We start from the raw sequence: 23,218 nt of genomic DNA, 5'->3' as shown, positions 1-23,218 counted from the left end.
CAAAAGGCCTAATCAGGCCTTTTGGTGTTCAAGTTGTAAATTTTTTAGTTTTTCTACTGCTTCTATGATTAGAGATAAGTCCATCTCATGTACTTCAACACCATGTCCAATCTTATCTAAAAGCGTGATGGTCAGCTCTCCACCTAAATGTTCTCTAAACTCTTCAAGTCCTTTAAGCAAGACCTCTCCAGAAAGTTCTGGAAGGTATAAATCAAACCCCAAATGAATAATTACTTTCAATACGCGGTTCAATTCATTTTCAGAAAGCATACCCGATAAATAAGAATAGGTCGTATCCAATGCTATTCCTATGGCCACAGCCTCCCCATGTCGAACCCTATAGTCAGTAAGGTGCTCTAGCTTATGTGCCGCCCAATGGCCAAAGTCCAATGGCCTGGAAGATCCACTTTCAAAGGCATCTCCTGAAGCAATATGATCCATGTGCATTAATGCGCAACGATAAATCAAATCATCCATTGCAGAATTTTCCCTGTCCAAAAGGTCAGCTACCTGTCCTTCTATCCAAACGAAGAAAGAAGCATCTTTGATGAGTGCCACTTTTAAGGCTTCAGAAATCCCTGATCTCCAATCCCTGGGCGCCAGTGTTTGTAAGAAATCACTGTCATTGATAACCGAATAAGGCGGCGAAAATGTACCCAGGTAATTCTTTTTACCATAGGCATTGATGCCATTTTTAACCCCTATACCTGAATCATTCTGGGAAAGGACAGTAGTTGGGATTCTAATATGTCTGATTCCTCTATGTGCAACGGTGGCTGCAAAACCAACCATATCCAACAAAGCACCACCACCAAGGCCAACAATGTAAGAGTGTCTGTCAATTCCATACTCATTCGTAGCTTTAAGTATATCCTGAAAGTACTGTTGGTTGTTTTTTACCTGCTCTCCACCTGGAATTACCAATGGGGCTGCACATAGGGTAAAAACTTCCCTATTTTTATCAGAATAGCTTTTTATTTCTGTAATCAGATCAGGGTGGGTGTTTACCACTCCCTCATCCAAAACAAAATAAACCTTGGGGATTTTATGTCCACTTACCAAGTCTGCAAAAAGATTGTTATTCAATGAAAACAATCCTTTTGTAAAAAACACCTGATAACTGAAAGGAACACTGAAAACTTGTTCAATTGATTTATGTGCCACTTTATTCATTTTATTCATGATTGTCCCGAGGAACCATTTACTACATATTCTATAAGGATTCTAACCGTTTTTTGGTTCACTAAGTAACCGCAAAACCCTTGGCCAGTTGCAAAGATAATGGTAATAATAGTAAAATAACCAAACCTACTATCCAGCCCGCGAAAGCGGCTGCCATTGTCGCATTTACAATAATTAAGGCTAAAACTGCTGCCTTAACAGACCTTCCGATTAATGAAGGCTCCTTGAATTTCAGCGCTTTGACCAATGGCGGAAAAATAAAATAGCTTAGTAAGGCCAAAAATGGCAGGCTTTCCCACCAATTTTCAATGTTCATATAAGCCAATAGAAAAATGGATACTACAATAACTCCATAGATCACCAAACCTGCTTTTAACGCTGTAGTATTCTTTCCATGGACTTCTCCACGACTCACCATCGTAATGGCTGAAACATAGAGCAAAGGTATAAGCCCAATGTACCAATAGGTCTCTACGGCCCCTTCTATCAAACTCATCCCTAGCAGCAAGTTTCCAGCTCGGCAAAGTCCCATATTTATAGGGCCAAAAATATTTTGGTGTTTCCCCCAAGCGTCGTATAAAACTGCTAGGAAGGCAACGGATATAGCAATAACGGCAGAAAAACCACTCACTTGCCAAGCTGCTAACACGCCTATTAAAAGCAATAAGAAGGCCATAAGTCCCGCACTCTTGACAGATGCAAGCCCACTGGGTATGGGCCTTTCAGGCCTTTCAACCCTATCCAACTCAGCATCAAAAACATCATTAAAGGCCACCCCTCCACCATATAACCCAATGGTAGCAAGCACCAGCCAACCGATGGATTTCAACATTGTGACATCCATTTCTTCTAATAGGAAATAAACTGCTCCTGATATGGCCGCACCCGCTAAAATGTCCGCTATCGCGGTGACAATATTGGCAGGTCTGGTTAGCCTAATGTGCGCAATAATAGATGACATCTGTTTATTTAATTCTCTATAATGTTGGAGGAATCATTTTCTATACGAGGGTTTTGTCCACCTCTCAATACAGTGTTTCCCCCCATTTTTTTGGTTTGATCGATAGGCTCTTTTTCTAGCCAATCCTTCTCATCCATCTGTCCGCTTTGCCCATAGGCTTTAAGGGCATTTCCATAACAAGTCATCATGATATGCTCTTCAGGAATTCCTTTTTCACGCATCAGGTTCGCGGTTTTGGGTACGGCCAGGGGATCACTTATGCCCCAGTCAGCTGCACTGTCTACAATGATTCGTTCTGGACCATATTGACGGACGATGTCTACCATTCGCTCGCTACCCATTTTGGTATGGGGATAAATTGTGAAGGCTGCCCAATAACCTCTGTCAAGCACGTCTTTCACAGTCTCCTCATTGTTATGGTCTACAATGACCATCCCAGGAGCTAAACCGTGCTCTTCACTCACATCCATACTTCGGATGGTGCCTTTCTTTTTGTCCCTATGTGGGGTATGAATCATTACTGGCAAGTCTACTTCTTTTGCCAGTTCAAGTTGCAACCGATAAAACCTGTCTTCAGCTTCAGTTTGATCATCATAACCAATCTCACCGATGGCCACAACGCCTTCTTTGCTTACATATAGCGGAAGAAGTTCCATTACTTCCTCAGCCAAAGCTACATTATTGGCTTCTCGTGAGTTGAGTCCCATAGTGCAATAGTGCACTATCCCAAATTGCTTGGCACGAAAACGTTCCCATCCAACAAGGCTACTAAAATAATCCTGAAAACTTCCAATTTTAGTCCTTGCTTGCCCTAACCAAAATGCAGGCTCAATGACCGCTACGATACCAGCTTTCTGCATGGCTTCATAATCATCAGTAGTCCTGGAAGTAACATGTATATGTGGATCTATGTACATCATAACGCTTCAAATTTATATGCTAACCTATGTTAAATTAAATGCAAATCATAACGATTACAAATGAACGGAGAATTTCAAGTGAAAACGGCAAACTATTGCAATGAATTAGTTTTTTGCTTCATCCTCTTTGCCTATTTGCTCCCAATTTATCTCCCCTTTCTCTATTTGATTTCGTATTTCCGGATGGTTTTCCAAAAGCGCTTTGGCAGCTGGATTTTCACTCTGATAGCAAGTCAATCCTACCGCAGATTTTTCCAGATCATCCCCTTTTTCCAATACTTTCTTCAAGAGGCCCACTATTTCATCCTCTACAAATGGCGTAACAAATCGCCACAATTCAGGAATCACATTCCTGTTGGCGGACCAACGTTCATGAACATAATCAACCAAAGTTTTGGCCAAGTTACTATTGAGCCGTTGGTCAATTCCAATAATCGGATAGAGGGGACGTTGCATAAAAATGGCCTTCAACACCATCTGATTCCAAGCTTGTTCCACTAAATAATCAGCCGGGTAGGGATTATTTAAGGCTATTGCATCAAAAACTGAAGTCATATTGCTTCGAAGCCCTTCGGCTGCCCGCTTGACAAATTTTTCTTGAAAAGGAAAAATAGGCAAGGCTGCGTACAAAGCTTCTTGTTCGTGAATGTCCGCTGATTCAAAAAGCTTTTCAATATCGCCTAGCCATTTTTCATTGTCTTCAGACAATGCTTCCAGCACCAACAACACCCTTGCCGTTTGCAAGCAGGTCCAATTTTGCGGAGAAAAACCTGTTCTAATTTCTCCCGCCTCTAAGAGGTCTTGATTGGTGAGTTTTAAGGGATTTTTGGTAAAATGTCTGGATGCTTGACTAAAGGATAAAAAAAGCTTCATTGAACCTTTATCCGCTTTAATCTTGCCTACCTGAAGTTCCAACCAATCCATGCTCTCTGAAGCAGCAGTCGTCTCTAACTTTGTTTTTAGAAATACTATGGTGGATGAAATGCTTTTCATACTTTTCGGCTTTTTGTTATTTACAAATATAACATTTATATCATTCCTGTTTTTTGAACATGAGAACAATCATAAAGTAAAACAGGATCTTTATCTTTCCGAGAAATCAATTTTGTTGGATATGCTCACTTAGTAGGACACATTTTCAATAGCAAAAAGGAATATTGGTTCCAGAGGCCATTTTGGCTATCTCTAAGAACCTTGGTTTTAAAAGGGAGTACTAATTATCCATCGCAGCAAAAAAAGCCAAGCCATTTCAATACTGAATGACTTGGCTTTTTTTAATGCCTTATATAAATTTTTTCCGGATTATCCTTTCCAATCCACGCCTGTATCTTTCCAGCTTCTTGTTCTTGCAGAATCTAGAACAGCCTCACAGACTTTCTGGGTTTCATAGGCATCTCTAAATGTTGGGCGACAAGGCTCATCTCCTTCAAGGCTCTTGAAGAAGTCAGCTACCTGATGAATAAATGAATGTTCATACCCGATGCTTGTTCCAGGTATCCACCAACGATCCATATAAGGTTGATCGCCTTCTGTAACGTGAATGGAACGCCAACCTCTTACTTCAGGTTCGTCATTGTGATCAAAGTATTCCAATCGGTTCAAGTCATGAAGATCCCATCGAATAGAGGCATGTTCACCATTGATTTCAAATGTATAAAGGGCTTTATGTCCTCTAGCATATCGGGTAGCTTCAAAAAGACCTAATGAACCATTGGAAAAATGGCAGTGAAATGCACAGGCATCATCAATTTCTACTTTCTGTTTTTCACCGCTTCCCTGGTGCACCCTTTCCTTGATAAAGGTCTCAGTCATACCAGAAACATCTTTGATGCCTCCATTTAGCCACATAGCTGTGTCGATACAGTGTGCCAAAAGATCACCTGTCACTCCTGACCCAGCTGCGGCAGCATCCAATCTCCAAAGGGCATCTCCACCTTGAGGCAAATCAGGACTTATTGTCCAATCCTGAAGAAAGTTGGCTCTATAATGGAAGATTTGACCTAATTTCCCAGAGTCGATTATTTGTTTTGCCAAGGTTACCGCAGGCACTCTTCTGTAATTGTACCATACAGTATTTTTTACGCCAGTCTCCTCGATAACTTTCACCATTTCTTCCGCTTCTTCAATGGTTCTGGAAAGTGGTTTTTCACAAAGAATCATTTTCCCAGCTTTTGCAGCAGCTATGGCTATTTCAGCATGGGTATTGTTCGGGGTACAGATATCAATGGCATCAATATCATCCCTTTCAATCATTTTTTTCCAATCTGTTTCATAAGAAGCATAACCCCATTGCTCGGCAAACTCCTTGATCTTGTCTTCCCTTCTGGAACAAGCTGCTTGTAAAACCGGACGGTACTCATATTCAGGGAAAAAATCTCCCAATCTTTTATATCCGTTGGTATGGATCCTACCCATTAGGCCAGTACCAATCAATCCTATTCTTATTTGCTTTTTTTCTGACATGTTTAAATATTTTGGGTGCTAATCAATTGCTAATGAATCGAGTGGCTTTGCACTACTCTTTCCATCCATGTTTTTCTCTAACAGCGATCATTGCTGCAAGAATATTGTTCCAGGTATCTTCTTTCTTCATCACTGCATTTGGAAACATACAACCATCCCAACACATGTGTTTGAAAGCTTTGGTTAATTCGCCTTTTTCATCACGTAACCAATAACCGGCATCTTCAGCGATATCCAATTTTCCATTAGGATCATCAGCCAGGCAATGTCTACCTGTTTTGTCGTGGGACCCTGCTCCAAATACTGTAGCGTCATTTTGAGCAACATGGAAATCAATCGTCCATGGTCTCAATGCGTCAGTCATTTCCTTTAGGGCTGCCTTCCAGACAGATTTGTCTTTCCAATCGTATCCTTCAGGAAGCATTCTATGTTCTGGGTAATTGTATCCCAATGTATACAATAAGGTGTGGGCCATGTCTGCCTGAAAACCAAGATAAGGACTATTCACCGATTCAAGTGTTTCAAGCATGGTCTTCCAACTTTGCATGCCACCCCAGCAAATCTCTCCTTCTGCAGCAAGTTTTTCCCCATAACCTTCAGCAATTTTAGCGGCTTCCTTTAGCGTTTCCACTATTATTTTTTGGCTACCTTTTGGATCTTTTGCCCATACTTCCGGACTACTTGCGGTGTCTATTCTGACGATTCCATTTGGTCTTACCCCTATCTCTCTTAATTTTTTGGCAAGCTTACAGGATTTTTCAAGCATGTCCAGGTAAACCACCCTGTCTTCTTTGGTTCCCAGAATGGGGCCACCCCAGATAGGTGCTACCACACTTCCTATTTCTAATCCAAGGGATGAAACCTTGTCCGCTAATTTTTTAACACCATCGTCATTCATGTCCAGGTCGACATGAGGATCAAAAAGTCCTATATCTACACCGTCAAACTTCACACCATTTACTTCGGCATTTGCGGTGTTTTGTAACATCTCATCAAAAGAAATGATTGGCTCAGAATCAGGACCTTTCCCTACTATTCCAGGCCATGTTGCATTATGTAACTTTGGAAAATTATTTTGGGACATAATTTTATATGGTTAGCAATGAATAATTAATTTAAATCACAATAAAAAATTAAAACCTCAAGATGAAAATTAAACTTAAAGTTTAACCTTTTATATTTTCACCTCAATTTAATAAATAACTATTGGAATCCCATTCTAAGGTGGTTTCCAATAGTTATCTTTTTACTTTTACATCTTCAAATCAGGATTTTTAGGGCCGAAATGTTTCAGCATCACTATAGGATCAGTTTTTGACTGATTGGTGATTTTCACGCCTTCTTTTGCTGCCTTTTCAGTGACAAAGTATTCATCATGGGTCAATTGACCGTAACGAATCAAAGATGGCGTTTCTATGTCCCAGGCACCCATGGTACCATGACCTTGCATCATGATCATGCCATAAGCTGCACTGTCTTTAATGACGACAGTTTGTCCAGGAAGAACAGTCAATTCTTTGGCACTAAATGCTTCTGAACGGTAACATATCCAGTTCTCTACGTATCCAGCAGCTTCCATTTCAGCTGCATCAAAAACAGGAACAGGAGCCATAAATCGGGTTTCCAAAATATTTGGATCCACATTTAAATCCCAATCGATCACTTCCATCAATTGGTCATAATCACCAATCCTTTCTTTAGGAGTTCCCTTCCAGAGTAACTCTTCAGGAATGATGGCTTCATTAACCAAAGACTGGTACATGGCAAAAACATCAGATGCTTTCTGAGGCTCATAAGTACACATACTTCCTGGTGCGTGAAGCATTCCTGGAGGAACATCCCAACCAGTTCCAGGATCAAGTTTAAAAGCCTGAGAGAAACTAGTTATTTTATTGTCTCCTTTGTTGAAGTTCTTAAGACACTCCTTGATTTGTTCTTTGGAAGTACCCGGTGCTATACCAAAAAAGGTATATGGGAAATCACCACCATGGTTATTCAATTGAGGTGGGAAATAATAAGCTTCTGGCTTGCCTTTCATGCCAATTTTGGCAGCATGCTCATCATTGTGATGAATGTGGTGAGGCAATGGCCCCATATTGTCAAAAAACTTGGAATACATTGGCCAGCTTTGGTATTCATCCCAAATTCTATCGCCAATGATTTCGCCTTTCAACTCATCAATAACATCTTTCAGTAAAATTTGCTCCTCTTTTCCATCTTCTCCCAAGACCACTTTACTCAAGCCTTCGTGCTCACCAGTAAGTGGACCGTTTTCGGCAGGGCAGGTAGATGAAAACCACCTTTCATCGATACCTCCTCTTTCACCACCCAAAACATAATAATCATCAGGATGAAGTTTTATTCTTCTTCCGGGTACACAAAAAGATCTAGGCACCCAAGTAGGGGCCAGACGCAAAATCCCCTGTCCTTCTTCTAATGCTTTTTTTGCCAAACTCATAGGTTCTATTTTGATTTATTGTTAATTTATTACTTGTTAATATCTACAAATGACTGTATTTTCTTCTTGTTAGTCAAGATATCAAATACCAAATCGTATTGTCTTTTTTCTCCAGGCTTCAGTAGTATAAGGGTACCATCTTCTCTGGCTTGAGCCTGGCCATTTGGAGGGTTGGTGCCTGGTTCCAGTGCTGTTACATATTCATTCTCACCCCAATGTTGCCAGTTAATCAGCCAAGGCAATTGCTTCTTATCAAAAGTCATCCTAAATGCAAACCCCAAGGAGGGATTGTATAATCCGGCCCTACACCTGTCATCGGACTCAGGCCTTGGTTTGATAAAAGCCACATCCTCTCCAAAACCACTGTGCTCTTGCATGGGTGCTGGACAGGATTTAAAATCATTGTCTTTATTAAAAATTCTATTATTGGAATCGCCATGGCGCTCTTCCCATGTTCCATTCCATAATATTTGCGTTCCTTCATCGACCAGTGGCCATCCAAAATTCACATGGTACAAAAGCATATGAGGTGCTTCAACATTGGAAATATTGGTGACTTCATCTGATATTTTGAGATAGGGTTGCCCTAAAATTCCAGAAATGGTCCTTTTCAATAAGAGGTTAGGTCCGAAAACACTACACTCTCTGATTAATCCGGTAATGTGCATTTCTAGGTCGCCGGTTTGAATATCCGGTTGCTTTATGGCAATGATTTCTGCAGGACTATTGGAAATTCGGCCATGTAACCCGCGTTTTCCTTGGGCATCATTTTCTGGTCCACCTACATGCGAAAGTCCACAAGTAGTAAGTAATCCACCACCAAAAGTACTCAGCCAATCTATTCCATCAGTAGTAAATGGTGCTGGAGGAGTAATGCCTACATGGCTGATCCAAGACAATCCATGCCCAGCAAATTGGGCGGAGGAAATGTCCATGGCCCTGTCCAAAACCAATTGGTAGCGAAAACCTGCACCCGTATCGATATTGGCGATCCTGACCCCTTTTCCAGTCCCATTGTCCAATATTGATGTTTCAATACCTCCAATTTGTCGCACATTACCTACTTTCCCTCTCCAGCGCTGATTTTTTGCATTCATAGTTTTGCAAGCTTAATTCCTTTAAGATAGTTGTTCCTGAATGTCATACTGACCTGTTTTTTTCAGCGTAGACCAAGGACAAAATAGTCCTATCAGAAACGGAAGCAAATTAAAGATTTTTCAAATAGATATTGCGGTAAGCTACCTGCATTGGTGGCCCTACATGTACCTGCATTCCCAAGTAACCTTTAGAAGTGCTGTTAGCCGGATCTTCATCTGTCACATCACTCATCAAGGTTCCGTTGATATAATGTTGCAAACGATTTCCTTTTGCTACAATACGTATTTCGTTCCAATCATTTGATTTCACGACTTTTTTCATCTCGTCACGATCTCCTAATTCTTTTACTACTTCAAGTCCCAGCCAGGCATTCTTTTCTACATTGGCTCTTAGGTCCCCTTCTTTTTCCTGCGGATTGATTTTGGTTTCTTGACCTATATAGGCAAGCGTAGTTCTTTTTCTTTCTTCGTAATTTTGGCCAGTGTAATTGTTTTTCCCATCAATATCTGCTTGATATCCTTTCAAGGCATGATCTAGCCCTTCCACTGCATCGCTTCGATAGTTAACACCTGAGTTACCTGCCTCAGTAATTTTGAACTCCGCTTTAAATTCGAAATCAGCAGGCTGGCCTCCCTGATAAATTATAAAATGGTTTCTTTCCAATTTGGTAGCTTCGGTGATCTCACCTACTATAGTACCGTTCTCTACTCTCCAGTAAGTCGCATCTCCATCCCAGCCATTGAGTGTTTCTCCATCAAAAATCTTTTCAAAACCATCATTTGAATCCACTGCAGCGGCAACTTCTTCATGACCTGTAGCCGCCTCATCCTTTTGCTGACCTGAACCACAGGAAAAAGTCAGCGAAGAAATGGCAACCAGTGAAGTTATTTTAAATATATTTTTCATTTGGTGCTGATTTAGGGTGAAAGTTTTCAGGCCAAACAAAATTTGTCTGGCCTGAAAATCATTATTTATTCGTTCTTATTATTTATAAACTTCGTGATCTGGGTTGCCGCCTGATACAAGGTAGGCCATCAAATCTTTCAACTCTTCTTCATTGAGTCGATTAACCAAACCTGGAAGCATCACCGATACTTCAGACTCCTTTGTACTTGTCACTTTGTCCTTTGGAATCTCCACAATCATGTCCGGAGAAAAAGGATTTTGTGAAATATAATAAGTAGTCTCATCTTCTCTTAAAAGTCTTCCTACAACTGACGATTTGTCTCCCATTACAAATACCATAGCTGCATATTGATCAGAGATTACATCATTTGGATTGATTGTAGCTTCAAGAATATCTTTAGGGCTGAACCTGGTACCAAGTTGCGTAAGGTCTGGACCAACAGATCCACCTTCTCCACCCATGGCGTGGCAAGAAATACAAAGGGTCGCTCCAAACATCGCCTTGCCTTTCTCCAAGTCTCTACCTTTAAGGTCGGCTACCAAAGGAGCAGCTTCTTCTACTGTCCATCTTTTACCAGGGCCTTCAGGCTGAACTGTCGTTTCTACGATTTCATTTCCAGAACCTGATAATCTTTTCCCACCTGAAAGCTCGTCATAATGGTCAAACTTAGCTTTTGGAACGGTACTGAGGGCCATTTTTCTAGCCCTGTCAATAAAGCCTACATAACTTCTACCCCCTTTATACTGGAAAGCATTATTGGTCCAGGTGAAATATTCTTCGTAGGAAGTTTCATCCCATCCTGCTTTGGCTCCACCAAGCACTGTTGCCAGGTAAGTTTGCTGAGCAGGAGGGACATTGGCAAGCATGTTGGCGATATCAAGTCCATACTGAGGGTTCCTCATGATCAAGTCAGAGGAAGCAGTAAGTGTTTTCTGGAAGTTAGGATCGTCTTTCGCACCTTCCAACATACCCAACAATTTAGGCACGGCAGTAGGTGCTTCCAATTTCACCAATACTTTGCCCATTACCCTATTGATTTCATTGGTTCCAGCAGGAAACTGAGCATCCAAATAACCTACTAATTGATCCCTAACAGAACCTGTAGGATTACCATGTCTAGCGATGACTACTTCAAAGGCTCTGGACAAGTTCATTTGATCCTCTTCACTTAAAGTTTCAAAATCCAATCTCATTAAAGATTGAACCATTTCATTTCTTTGAGAGGCATTTCCATGTCTTGCCAAGGCAATAATGGCTTGTGTCAAGGCTCTTGGGTTGGTTTCATTCAATGCTTTACTTTGCCACTCTGAAAGTGGTTGATGTTCTACAGCTATCCTTGCTGCGTATTGCACAAATCTATCGCTATGGCTTAGGTGTGGCCAAGCAAAATCAATCGCACCGGATTTTGCGCCAGTATGATATTCTTCAAGACTTCTTCTGATTTTGTGTTCTTCAGGAAGAGCAGCTTCCGTTAGTCCACCTTTGCTATCTCCATTCAAATCTCCTGTATAATGAACCCTATATACATCAGATTCAAGGCGTCGTCCACCAGTCATAAAATACAAAGCACCATCTGGTCCGATCACACCATCAGTTAATGGTAGCGGCGAACCTGAGATAAATTCCTCCCCAGTAGCGGAATAAGACCCTCCATTTGGTGTAAGGTTAATTTTGTACATGATCCCAAAACTCCAATCGAAAGCATACAAGGCATTGCGATATTCTTCAGGAAATTTGGCATTGCTACCATAAAAAACATTCGTAGGAGAACCCTGACCAATATTCAGTACTGCAGGAAGGTTGTCTGTATAATCAGGTGACCATTTCATATTACCTGTTCTCCAACCATATTCACTACCACTTGTTACATGATTGATACGCGTAGGTCGGTACCATGGCATGCCAAAGTCCCATTCCATATCAGAATCATAGGTAAACAAATCTCCAACTTCATTGAAGGCTACATCAAATGGGTTTCTATAACCCACACTGATTAGCTCCCATTCTTTTCCTTCAGGATCAATTTTAGCCACCCATCCCCCTGGCGCTCCTCTACTGTTGGCATGACCCCTTGGATCTTTGATTTCTGGAATCAAATTATCATTTTCCCAGACGCGTGGAATCCTGTAACTATCCATTTCAGGTACGTCTATGTGGTTACCCACAACGATATAAATAGATTTACCATCAGGAGAAACGACCATACTGTGTGGACCATGTTCTCCAGGACTACCTGTAAATTCTTTTATTGTAGTGATTTTATCAAACTGATCATCACCATTGGTGTCTTGCAATCTGTACATTCCTGTACTTTTGTCAAAATCCTCATTGGCACGATGGTTCACCATCACGTATAAGCTATTAAAGGCATACAAAAGTCCCTGAGCATAGCCCATTCCTATTTTGTTGTCTCCATTGGCTCCAATTTTTAGTTTTTCTACCGAAGGAGCCAGAGAATCTGACCCTATAGCTGGCACTTCCAGACGATATATGGCGCCATATTGATCCACTGTCAGAAGCCTATTTTTATCATCGAAGGTCATTCCAACCCAGGATCCCTGGTCATTTTCGCCGGGGCTGTAGAGGTGTTCCGCTTCGAAGCCCGTGGGTAATTTTAATTTGGCGACCTTAGGATTAACCTCCTTTTGCTCACCACCGCTTTGGCCACATGATCCCATCACAAGCAGGAGCAATCCAGCCATTAGCCAGTTCTTCATAATTTTATTTTTATACATAAGTTTATTGTTAATTCAACTTTCTACTCTCAATAGGTTACTACATGCTTGAAACCAATTTTAAATTTAACCCAAATTCGCAGCTTATGATAACCAATAGTGTTGAAATAAAACCTTTGGTCATAAAAACCCAAAAAACAACGGAAAGCAGTGAAACTTTCCGTTGTACCTTAAACCCGAAATCTGCAACGGACATTCTATTACGTGATGAAAGCACTCACTATGAATTCTATTGTATAATTCGGATTAAACCCTTCAAAAGGTTATAACATGCTCATATCTAATTAGAAGTGAGGTGTAATCTCTGCTTCGGATGCCGGCAAGGCATAATATTTAGTGATATTAGTGAAAGCGTTTGACCTAAATGTCGCTCCAGCAGGATAGTAATAATCAATTGGATTTGCCAAGGCCCTTTGCCCAAAAGCACCAATAATTTCCTGAACCCTGTCAGCCCTAGTGATGTCAAACCATCTTTTGTTTTCGAATGCCAATTCCACTCTTCTTTCCTTAAAGATAGCCTCACGCATTTCTGCTTGACTAGAAGCCGCAGTAGCATCCAAACCTGCTCTATCTCTGATTTCATTGAGTAGGGCAGCAGCTTCTGAAGTTTTTCCTTGTTCGTTCAATGCCTCTGCCAAGAAAAGTAAAACTTCAGCATAGCGATAAATTGGCCAGTTGATGCCATGGTTACCATTTAACTCATGGTGTTTAGCATATTTCTTAATGTACGGATAAACTTTATAGTCACGGTCACTCCCTGAGATCTCTACATACGCAATTGAAGCATCCAACCTTTTGTCACCATCTTCATAAGCAGCGATAATATCAGGAGTAGGAATATTATTGCCTTCACCATCAAGTCCCTGGGTATTTGAGGTCCCTGTAATGGGTTGCAATTCATCAGGGGTAATCGGTCTCGGCATAAAACTGTATAGAAAGTTACCATTCAAACCTTCTGGACCTTCCAAATACTGAACCTCAAATAAAGATTCCATATTGTTTTTATTGCCTACACTTTCAGAAAATACATCTTCATAGTTAGCAATTAGCTCATACTCTCCACTGTTTACAATTGCTTTAAGTAGTGTTTCCGCTTCAGCCCATTTTTTCTGTGTAATGTAAACATCCGCTAATAACATCTGAGCAGCTCCTTTTGAAGCCCTTCCAACACCCTGATTGGAGCGAACAGGAAGCAATGATATTGAAGTTTGAATATCACTTATCAGCTGGTTGTAAATTCCTTCTTCCGGAGTGATCGGAAGCGCAGCTTCTTCACGAGTAGTTACAGGAGTCAGGTGAAGGGGTACTCCACCAAAATACCTTGCCAATTCATAATAGGCGTAACCTCTCAAGAAAAGAGCTTGCCCTTTCAGGTTGGCTTTACTCGTCTCGTCAAATTCAACCTCATCGATTACCGAAAGAATTTGATTGGCTCTGGCAATGATAAGATAGTCCTGACGGTACTGGTTAAGTACATGGGTATTTGAAGTAATCCCCAGGGCTTCAGGCAAGGCATGGTCAGAGATATCTTCCTGCTGCTCTGTAGCTCCAAAGTTGATATTTCTAGCATAGATGGTATTGTCCGAGCGCATTTCGCTCAATAACCAAGAACGATCATCAGCTATAGATCGCAGTGGCGCATAAGTCGCATTAACAGCTTGTTCAAAATCCGCTTCTGTCTTGTAGAAAGTAGCAGAACTTAGTGCCGTCTCGGGAGTGAGGGTCAAGAATTCTTCGCAGCTTGACAACACCATACCCAAAAGCACAATGAATATATTTATTTTTTTCATTTTTAATCAAATTAAGATAAAAAGCCTGATTAGAATGTAATGTTAGCGCCCACAGTAAAAGTACGTGGAATTGGATAACCAGTAAGATCTACCCCTGGGCTTAGGTTTCCGCCATCTCCGCTACCATTGTCTTGGCTAACCTCTGGATTAGGACCTCCCCAATAAGGAGTGAAGATGTAAACATTCTGAACTGAGGCATACAATCTGGCTGATTTTACAACATTGGCAATTTTTCCGATATTATATCCTAGGGTAATGTTTTTAATAGAGAAGAAGGAGGCATCATAAACAAAATTACTATTTGCCCAATCTCTTTCAATACCAGTCACATTTCCACCACCTACTGTGGTTCCGAAAATTCCTTCACCCGGATCCGCAGGAGATCGGAATCGATCAGTAGCTTTTGCTACCATATTAAACACACCATCCAAATTAGCCGTACTGTACAAATGCCTCATGTAAAGCTGATTGCCTTGTGATCCGGAAGCAATGATATTCAAATCCCATTTTCCATATTTAAAGTTATTGGTGATACCATAGGTGAAATCAGGAAATGGGTTACCAATAATGGTACGGTCATCATTGTCTCCACCTTGTGTGATGATTCCATCACCATTGACATCTTCCAATTTAATAGACCCTACAGTGGACCTTCCAGGAACTTTCGGGGAGTTATCCAAGTCTTCTTGATTCATGTAGTTGCCCAGTTTGTTAAGACCGTAAAATTGTCCAAAAGGCTGACCTACCTGAGTGATATGATAGGAACCATAAACCCTGTCAATCCCATCAGCCAAAGCTTCTACTCTATTTCTATTGAAGGAGATATTGGCGCTAGTTGTCCATAACAATCTTCCTTCAGTATTTCTAGAGGCAATAGAAAACTCATGACCCCAGAATTTGATCTCTCCTATATTATCCGTGAAGCTACCAAAACCTGCTTCCTGAGGAATCTGTACATTGTACAAAAGATTGGTAGTATTTTTAGAATAAAAATCATAGATAAAGGTAATTCGGTCATCCAATAAGCCTAAATCCAGTCCTATATCAAACTGCTTAGTCGTTTCCCACCCAAGAAAAGGATTGGACAAGGAAGTAATTGCAGCCCCTGGAACTACTGTGTTGTCAAACACATGATTCACAGTATTGTTAACCAAAGCATATTGGGTATAATTACCTATGTTGTTGTTACCTGTAACACCATAACTACCTCTAATCTTGGCGAAAGAAAGCTTGTCACTGGTATTCAAGAATCCTTCATCGGACAATACCCAACCGGCAGAGAACGATGGGAATACACCCCAGCGATTTTCAGCTCCAAACCTGGATGATCCATCAGCTCTGATGGCTGCTGTCATTAAGTACTTGCCTTGGAAATTATAAGTCAATCTCGAAAGGAAGGAAGTCAGTGACCATTCTTGCACATCTGAAATTGTTCCACCTCTGTTGATATTAATCGCTCCCTGAATAGTAGGTAGCCTATCATCAGCGTAGGTATCAGCTGCAACCCTGGTTCTCTCTCTTCTGAATTTTTGGTTCGTAAAACCACCCAATAACTGGAAATTATGGTCATTAATAGACTTCGTATAGGTAGCAGTATTTTCATTCAACCAGCTAAAGTCATTATAATGATCCCTGATGGATGATGCTACTGCAGGGAGTGCTATGTTTATTCCGGCGGTAACTGTTGAGGGAGTGAAATTAAAATATTTACTGTTCCTTATCTCTGCATTAATGCTAGATTTTACGACTAAACCTTCAATTGGCTCATACTGAACATAGGCATTAGAAAGCAAATTGGTTTCCTTGGTTTCATTCGTGATTTCCAGCGCTGATCGAACATAATTAGGATAAGCGAAAATATTCCCTGTCTCACTAGGAAACCTGTTAAACGATGTCAATTCACCCTCATCATTATATATTGGCATATTTGGCCAAGCATGTAGGGCATTAAACAAAATCCCTGTACCTCTGGACCCATCTGTTCTTGGGGTATTGTCCCGAATGTATTGTGGAGCAAGATTGAATCCAATCTTTACCTTATCCGAAGCTGTATAGTCAGAATTGATTCTCAAGGAAAAACGCTCGTAGTCTGTATTCAATACTACACCTTCTTGGTCAAAATAACCTGCCACTACAGAGGTACTCATTTTCTCTGTATTGGAATTAATGGTAAGGTTATAATTGGTAATTGGTGCCGTTTCTAATAATGCATCATACCAATCTTGTGTTTGACCAACGTATTGAGAAGGATCTTGGAACATCTCCGGCACATCTCTGCCAGCATCCTCAAAGTATTCTTTCTTAAACTGGGCAAACTCAACGGCATCCATCATCTCCAAACGGTTGTAATGGGGAACGTTTTGAAGACCAGTGTAAACGTTTAGAGAAACGCTTGATTGTCCGGCTTTACCTCTTTTGGTAGTGATTAGCACAACTCCGTTAGCAGCCCTTGAACCATAAAGTGAGGTAGAAGCAGCATCTTTCAATATGGTGATGTCCTGAATTTCGTCAGGGTTTAAAGTACCAATATCACCAGTGATAGGAAATCCATCCACTACATATAGTGGGGAGCTTCCTGCTGAAACAGATAACTGACCTCTGATACGGACGTTCATTCCCTGACCTGGTCTACCTGTGGTTTGATTGATTTGCACACCTGCCAATTGACCTTGTAATTTTTGGGCCATCTGTGAAACTGGCATATCTGCCAAATCCTCGCCTGAAATTGTTTGAACAGAGCCAGTGATTTCTTTTTTCAACTGGCTACCATATCCTACTACGACTACCTCAGAAAGGTCACTCATAGAAGAGGCAAGATTAACGTCATATTGCGTTTGACCACCTTGAACAGTAATTTCCTTAGTGGAATAACCGATATAGCTAATCGAAAGGACTTCTCCTGCGGCAGCTTCTACCTGAAATTTACCATCAAGGTCTGTAACAGTTCCTCGTGTCGTTCCTTTTACCAATACCGACACTCCCGGTATTGTTTCGTTATCGCCTTCAGAGCGAACAACACCAGAAACGGTGCTTTGCGCATAGGAAGCGAAACTCAATAACATCGCAGCCAAAAGGGTAAACAGCTGCTTGCTATCCAAATATTGGTAACAATTTTTTTTCATAATTAATAGGTTAAATTGATTTGGGAAATTGACTCTTTCACCTCAATTCTGGTGAACTTAATCCCAATAAAGGCTTTATTTTCGCCATAACTGTCCTGTACTGTGCTGAAAGAATCCCCAACGTTTTCTCCTACAAATCAGGTGGGTAAAGAGTGATTTTGATAAATTAGGAGAAATAAACAGTATTAAATTTTGAATAATAAAAAAATAAAGAATACTTCATTAGCACAATGCCGAAAAAAATCAAAAGGATGAATTTTATTCTGACAGTATTAAATTAAAAGAAAGCCCTCCAGAAGACTGTCGCATTTTGGAGGGCTTTATAGGAAAAATTAATATCCAGGATTTTGTATCAATGAAGCATTTATCCTCATTTGATCCTGTGGAATAGGAAATAGTATTTCAAATGCTTCGAAAACAAAGTCATTATTGGAAAATGGAATACCTTCCCTGGAAGTCGTAGGGTCGGCACGTTCTCTTAGTCCATATGCATTTAACATACTCACCAATTCGCTTGCCGTTTTGGTTCGTTTCAAATCAAACCAGCGATGGTTCTCAAATGCCAGTTCAATTCTTCTTTCATTTAATAGAACTTCTCTAAAGGCATCTTTCCCCAAGCCATTTACAGGATCCAAACCTGCTCTATCTCTGATCTCATTCAGGTACGCAACTGCGGTTCCCGTAGGACCATCAACTTCATTGATCGCCTCAGCAAGCATTAATAGCACATCTGCATACCTTATCACTGGCCAATTGTCGTTGGTTACTCCTCTGATAGTATGCGGATGATTGAATTTGTTTATATAAGGAACTCCAACATATTCTCCTTGTAGACTGGTATAACCTTCCCTTAAAGAAACTTCTTTTCTTAAATCCCCCTCTTCGTATAATGCAATGATCTCATTGGTGGGTGTGTTCCAACCTCCACCGTCTTGGCCAGGGAAATCAATAACGGCACCTACAGATTCTCTTGGAGCAAAGGTATAGATGAAATTACTATTCACTCCATACTGATTGTCTCCCTGATACTGAATATCCCATATAGATTCCTGGTGATTCTTGTTTTGTGGATCAAAAACATCCGCATAATCATCAAGCAAATCATAACCCAAAGAAGTCACTTGATTCAAGGCTTCTATCGCAGCCGAGTAATTTTTCCTTGTCAAGTGAACCTTGCCTAGCAAGCTTAAAGCGGCACCTTTTGTCACCCTCCCAATATCATCTGATCCATAACTTGCAGGTAAAGCGCCCACTGAAAAGTTCAAATCGGATAGAATTTGCTCGTAAACCGTTTCTACAGGTGACCTGTTGTACTCAAATGCTTCAGCTGGAGAATTCACTGGCTCAGTGATGATAATTAAATCCCCAAAATGCTGCACCAATTGAAAATATAGGTAAGCCCTGATCATTTTAAGCTCACCTTCTGATCTCATCTTAATGGCATCAGTAGCATTGGAATCCGGTAGCTTACTTAGGGTTGTGTTGACATTCACCATTATACCGTAAGTACTGTTGTACAAATTGGTGATGTTAGAAGTAGACGGATTGTACTGCCAAAACTCCAGGGCTTCAAGACTTGGTCCTGCTCCCCTGTCTCCTTGATTAAAATGAAGCGTAGTATTGTCAGAAATAAATTCTGTGTACTGCCATTGATTCAAGTGCCAGGGCCTTAACTGTCCATAGACTCCATTTACAGCCTGGATTACTTGTTTTTCTGTCTGATAGAAATTATCTGACACCAAAACAGTAGGATCAGTTTTATTTAAAAATTCTTCATCGCAGGCGGTGCCAAATAGCAAAACGCCTATGCAAAGGATCGTTATATTCAAATATTTTTTCATAACTATATTCAATTTATAGATTAGAATCTTAAAGTTGCACCTAATGTAAAGGTCCTGGGCATTGGATAGGACTCATCATCCACGCCTATATTGATTCCGCCTCTGGTTTTAGCATCTGGGTTGGTACCTACGTAAGAGGTGAATAGGAATGGATTCTCAGCACTGAAAAACACCCTTGCGTTGGGAACTATAGGGTTCTTTGGAATGGTATATCCTAGCGTAATATTTCTTAACCAAACATGTGTGGCATCATACACATACCTTGAGTTTGATTCACGTTGCCATTTCCAGGTATTGGAAGTAGCTCCTCTGCCATCCCCAGGATTCTCTGGAGATCTCCAACGATTGACCCCAGATTGAAGGATATTAAATACACCGTCCATATTCATGGTAGAACCTTCAATTTGTCGGAACACATCGTAGTTAAAAGCACCAGTAAACATTAAGTTAAAATCAAAATTCTTGAAATCACCACCTAAGGTATATCCCAAAACCAAATCTGGATGTGGGTTACCGATTTCGATCATGTCCTGTTGGTCATAGGAGATAACGCCATCACCATTGGCATCAAAATACTTATAGGTTCCGGGAACCGCTCCATCTTGATCTGGCCAGGCCTCGATCTCAGCATCCGTATCAAATATCCCTACCATTTTGAAGCCATGAAACATTGCCAAAGGCCTGCCTACTTGAGATACACTATAGGTACTGTAAAATCCTCCTGCCCAGATTTCATCATTTTCTCCTCTTATCTCCAATACTTCGTTTCTATTGATGGTTAGGTTTACGTTTGATCGGATATTCACCTGATTGAACTTGGTCCTGTAATCCAATGCCAGTTCAAGTCCTCGGTTTCGTACTTTCCCTACATTGTCCAGCGATTGGGTAAATCCTGAAATGACAGGCATCTCTACCGAAAGCAACATATTATTGGTCAATCGGTTATAGTACTCAGCCGTTAAAACAAGTCTATTATCAAACATGGCCCAATCCAGACCTATATCCGTCTGTTGAGATTGTTCCCAACCCAAATTAGCGTTGGCAAAATTGGAAAGGATTTGTCCGTTCGCTATAGCATTTCCTAAAACGTAATTTGAAATACCCATATTAGACAAACTGGAATAGTTACCAATGGCATTGTTTCCGGTCACACCAAAACTAGCCCTTAATTTCATGTCCGTAATCCAGCGCGTTTCAGGCATAAAGGATTCTTCAGAAATTCTCCATCCAGCTGAAAAAGCAGGGAAATTACCCCATTTGTTGTTGGCTCCAAAACGTGAGCTTCCTTCTCTTCTGAAGGAGGCAGAAAAGAGGTACCTGTCATTAAAAGAATAATTGGCCCTGGCGAAGTAAGCCATCAAACTCCAATCTGCTTCTTCAGAAGTGGAGGTTTGTCTGATGGCAGCACTCAAATACCTTACTTGGTCATTTGGAAATTCATTTCCATTGCCTTGCAAACGTTTAAAGGTCTCTTCCTGAGCCGAAAATCCAAGCAAAGCATCAACTCTGTGGTCTCCTAAAATTTTACTGTAGGACAATAATTGATCTGCAGCAATATTCAGTGTCTCATCTCTCCGCTGTAACAAGGTGGCTTCTCTAGGGGGAGCTTGGTTGAATCCTGTACCAGCCAAAGTAGATGGCCTGAATTCTTTTTGTTCTGTATTGGCTAGTGTAGCATTTACTGAGGTCCTGAATTTAAAATTTTTCAAAAAGGTAAACTCCAGAAAACCGTTAGTCAATACATTGTTTTCTGACAACGTACGCTCCATTTCGTGCAATTCTTGCACTACATTACCAGTACCGAATACTCCATTTGTTCCTCCAATATAATCATTGAAACTACCATCCTCATTGTAAACGGGGTAGCGGGGGTCAGCCCACAAAGCCTTCCCTATCAATGCACTTCTTCCGTTAGTAGAGGCATAATCTTCATTAGAGCGGGAAGCTGCTATGTTCCAGCCCATGGTGATAAAATCATTAACTTTGCCGCCAATATTTGCCCTAACATTGAATCTTTCAAAGCCTGTTTCGATAACTGCTCCTTCTTCGTTGACATATCCCACCGATACCAGAGATCGAATGCCACCTTTGCCTGAAGAAAGGGTAACATTATAATTTTGGAATTGGGCGTTCTGATTAAGTATTTCATCAAACCAATCCGTTGAAATGGTGTTTTGCTCAGGATAGCGAAATTCTAGAGGAATCTCCTCAATGGCAGGCTCTCTATTTTCATAATACCTGATCCTGTCTACAAAACTGTCATTTTTAAACTGTGCAAATTCTGTCCCATTCATCATCTTAGTCCTTCTGCCATCAGGTACATTCTGTATGCCCTGATTGACCACAAAATCAAGGTTTACAGTACCTTCTTTTGCAGATTTGGTGGTGATAAGAATTACACCGTTGGAACCTCTAGCTCCATAAATTGCCGTAGAAGCCGCATCCTTCAAAACAGTCATGCTTTCTATATCCGAAGGATTAAGTGTTTGTCCCAAGGAGGTACCTATAGGGAACCCATCTACCACATATAAGGGCTGACTACCTGCACCCAATGAACCAATTCCTCGGATGGTCACTTCCATTTCTTCACCAGGTCTTCCTGATTTTTGCCTTACCTGCACACCGGCGGCTTGGCCCTGAAGCAAACGGGAAACATTGGTGGTAGGGATTTCACCCATATTGTCCATATTGATAACGGAAACCGCTGAAGTAATGTCGGCTTTTCGCTGAGAGCCATACCCAACGACTACTACCTCTCCTAAATCACCCATAGAGGATTCCAAAAGGATTTCATAATTGGTTTGTCCTCCATTGACATTTACTTCCTGGGTGGTAAAGCCAATAAAGCTTACAGTAAGGATATCACCGGTGGACGCCTGAACTGAAAACTCCCCATCCATATTGGTAACTGTTCCACGACTAGTGCCTTTAACAAGGATAGACACCCCTGGAAGAGGTTCGTTATCCTCCACACTAACAACTTTTCCTGAAATTTGGCTGGCTTGACGGGCGTACCCGACCATGGCTACCATTATCAGCAATACAGTTATCAACATTCGGAGCTTAATTTGTACCGAATCGTAACATTTTCTCATGATTATTTTGGTTAGTTTGAATAATTGAATAAAATCAACATTATTGAAATTAACCCAAAATAAACCGAATCACTGTCCTGCACTATCCTGCTTTTCTAAAACTTTATATAAGGGGCATCTCGTTTTATAATTACTAAATCCTGTAAAAAAGTAAATACATAAAATAAACGGAAATTAACATTCAGGACAAAAAAAAGGGAGCCATTGGCTCCCTTAATGCTATATTTAAATGCAAGGCTATTATTTTTTTACCCTGATTTTTTCTTTAATCTTAGCAGATTTACCATGTCTTCCTCTTAAGTAGAACAATCTTGCTCTTCTTACTTTACCTTCTCTCAAAACTTCGATTTTCTCTATGCTTGGGGAGATGATTGGGAAAATTCTTTCTACACCAATACCATTTGAAATTTTCCTTACGGTAAAAGTTTCGCCATTGGTATTCTTATTTTTCCTTTGGATCACGGTTCCCTGAAACTGCTGAATTCTTTCTTTCGCACCTTCAGTAATTTTTACGTGAACGTTGATGGTATCACCAGCCTTAAAAGACGGGAACTTAGATCGCGCATCTTTGTATTCCTGTTCTACGAATTTAATAAGTAGTTCGCTCATTGCTTTACTATTTTGCTTATCGCTTTTATGGATACTT

The 23,218-nt window shown here is 40.7% G+C and carries 15 protein-coding genes; all 15 read right to left on the bottom strand.

All coding sequences use genetic code 11. The annotated features are described in order from the left end of the window. Positions 1 to 12: 12 nt before the first annotated feature. Entirely contained in the window at positions 13 to 1,173 is a 1,161-nt protein-coding gene (locus tag AAC073_RS18745) for a 3-dehydroquinate synthase (RefSeq protein WP_339925339.1), read from the bottom strand. Between the two features lie 70 nt (positions 1,174 to 1,243). Then, positions 1,244 to 2,143, bottom strand: a complete 900-nt coding sequence (gene eboC, locus AAC073_RS18740) for a UbiA-like protein EboC (RefSeq protein ID WP_339925338.1) — start codon at positions 2,141 to 2,143, stop codon at positions 1,244 to 1,246. 8 nt (positions 2,144 to 2,151) lie between these two features. Next, entirely contained in the window at positions 2,152 to 3,063 is a 912-nt protein-coding gene (locus AAC073_RS18735; protein ID WP_339925337.1) for a TatD family hydrolase, read from the bottom strand. Between the two features lie 105 nt (positions 3,064 to 3,168). Further along, positions 3,169 to 4,056: an EboA domain-containing protein gene (locus AAC073_RS18730; protein WP_339925336.1), complete on the bottom strand. Its 888-nt coding sequence runs from the start codon at positions 4,054 to 4,056 to the stop codon at positions 3,169 to 3,171. Between the two features lie 309 nt (positions 4,057 to 4,365). Further along, a complete protein-coding gene (locus AAC073_RS18725) occupies positions 4,366 to 5,526 on the bottom strand; it encodes a Gfo/Idh/MocA family oxidoreductase (protein WP_339925335.1) in 1,161 nt (386 codons plus the stop codon). A 52-nt stretch (positions 5,527 to 5,578) separates the two neighbouring features. Continuing rightward, positions 5,579 to 6,610, bottom strand: coding sequence for a TIM barrel protein (locus AAC073_RS18720; RefSeq protein ID WP_339925334.1), 1,032 nt, complete (start codon positions 6,608 to 6,610; stop codon positions 5,579 to 5,581). A gap of 168 nt (positions 6,611 to 6,778) precedes the next feature. Further along, the gene (locus tag AAC073_RS18715) at positions 6,779 to 7,984 is read right to left on the bottom strand and encodes a hypothetical protein (protein WP_339925333.1); all 1,206 of its coding nucleotides are present in this window, start codon (positions 7,982 to 7,984) and stop codon (positions 6,779 to 6,781) included. A 29-nt stretch (positions 7,985 to 8,013) separates the two neighbouring features. Then, positions 8,014 to 9,081 carry an aldose 1-epimerase family protein gene (locus tag AAC073_RS18710; RefSeq protein ID WP_339925332.1) on the bottom strand — a complete coding sequence of 356 codons (1,068 nt, stop codon included), beginning with the start codon at positions 9,079 to 9,081 and terminating at the stop codon, positions 8,014 to 8,016. Between the two features lie 109 nt (positions 9,082 to 9,190). Beyond that, positions 9,191 to 9,988, bottom strand: a complete 798-nt coding sequence (locus tag AAC073_RS18705; protein WP_339925331.1) for a DUF1080 domain-containing protein — start codon at positions 9,986 to 9,988, stop codon at positions 9,191 to 9,193. 78 nt (positions 9,989 to 10,066) lie between these two features. After that, the gene (locus AAC073_RS18700; protein ID WP_339925330.1) at positions 10,067 to 12,706 is read right to left on the bottom strand and encodes a c-type cytochrome; all 2,640 of its coding nucleotides are present in this window, start codon (positions 12,704 to 12,706) and stop codon (positions 10,067 to 10,069) included. Between the two features lie 302 nt (positions 12,707 to 13,008). After that, on the bottom strand, positions 13,009 to 14,514 hold the full coding sequence (locus AAC073_RS18695; RefSeq protein ID WP_339925329.1) for a RagB/SusD family nutrient uptake outer membrane protein: 1,506 nt from the start codon (positions 14,512 to 14,514) through the stop codon (positions 13,009 to 13,011). A 29-nt stretch (positions 14,515 to 14,543) separates the two neighbouring features. Next, entirely contained in the window at positions 14,544 to 17,636 is a 3,093-nt protein-coding gene (locus AAC073_RS18690) for a TonB-dependent receptor (RefSeq protein ID WP_339925328.1), read from the bottom strand. A gap of 332 nt (positions 17,637 to 17,968) precedes the next feature. Further along, positions 17,969 to 19,477, bottom strand: coding sequence for a RagB/SusD family nutrient uptake outer membrane protein (locus AAC073_RS18685; protein WP_339925327.1), 1,509 nt, complete (start codon positions 19,475 to 19,477; stop codon positions 17,969 to 17,971). A gap of 20 nt (positions 19,478 to 19,497) precedes the next feature. Next, entirely contained in the window at positions 19,498 to 22,572 is a 3,075-nt protein-coding gene (locus tag AAC073_RS18680) for a TonB-dependent receptor (protein WP_339925326.1), read from the bottom strand. 240 nt (positions 22,573 to 22,812) lie between these two features. After that, positions 22,813 to 23,181: a 50S ribosomal protein L19 gene (gene rplS, locus AAC073_RS18675; protein WP_339925325.1), complete on the bottom strand. Its 369-nt coding sequence runs from the start codon at positions 23,179 to 23,181 to the stop codon at positions 22,813 to 22,815. Positions 23,182 to 23,218: the final 37 nt, after the last annotated feature.

It is taken from the genome of uncultured Cyclobacterium sp., from assembly GCF_963977555.1.
Taxonomy (GTDB): domain Bacteria; phylum Bacteroidota; class Bacteroidia; order Cytophagales; family Cyclobacteriaceae; genus Cyclobacterium.
The sequence above is the reverse complement of the archived record's forward strand: the minus strand, read 5'-3'. Positions and strand labels throughout refer to the sequence as shown.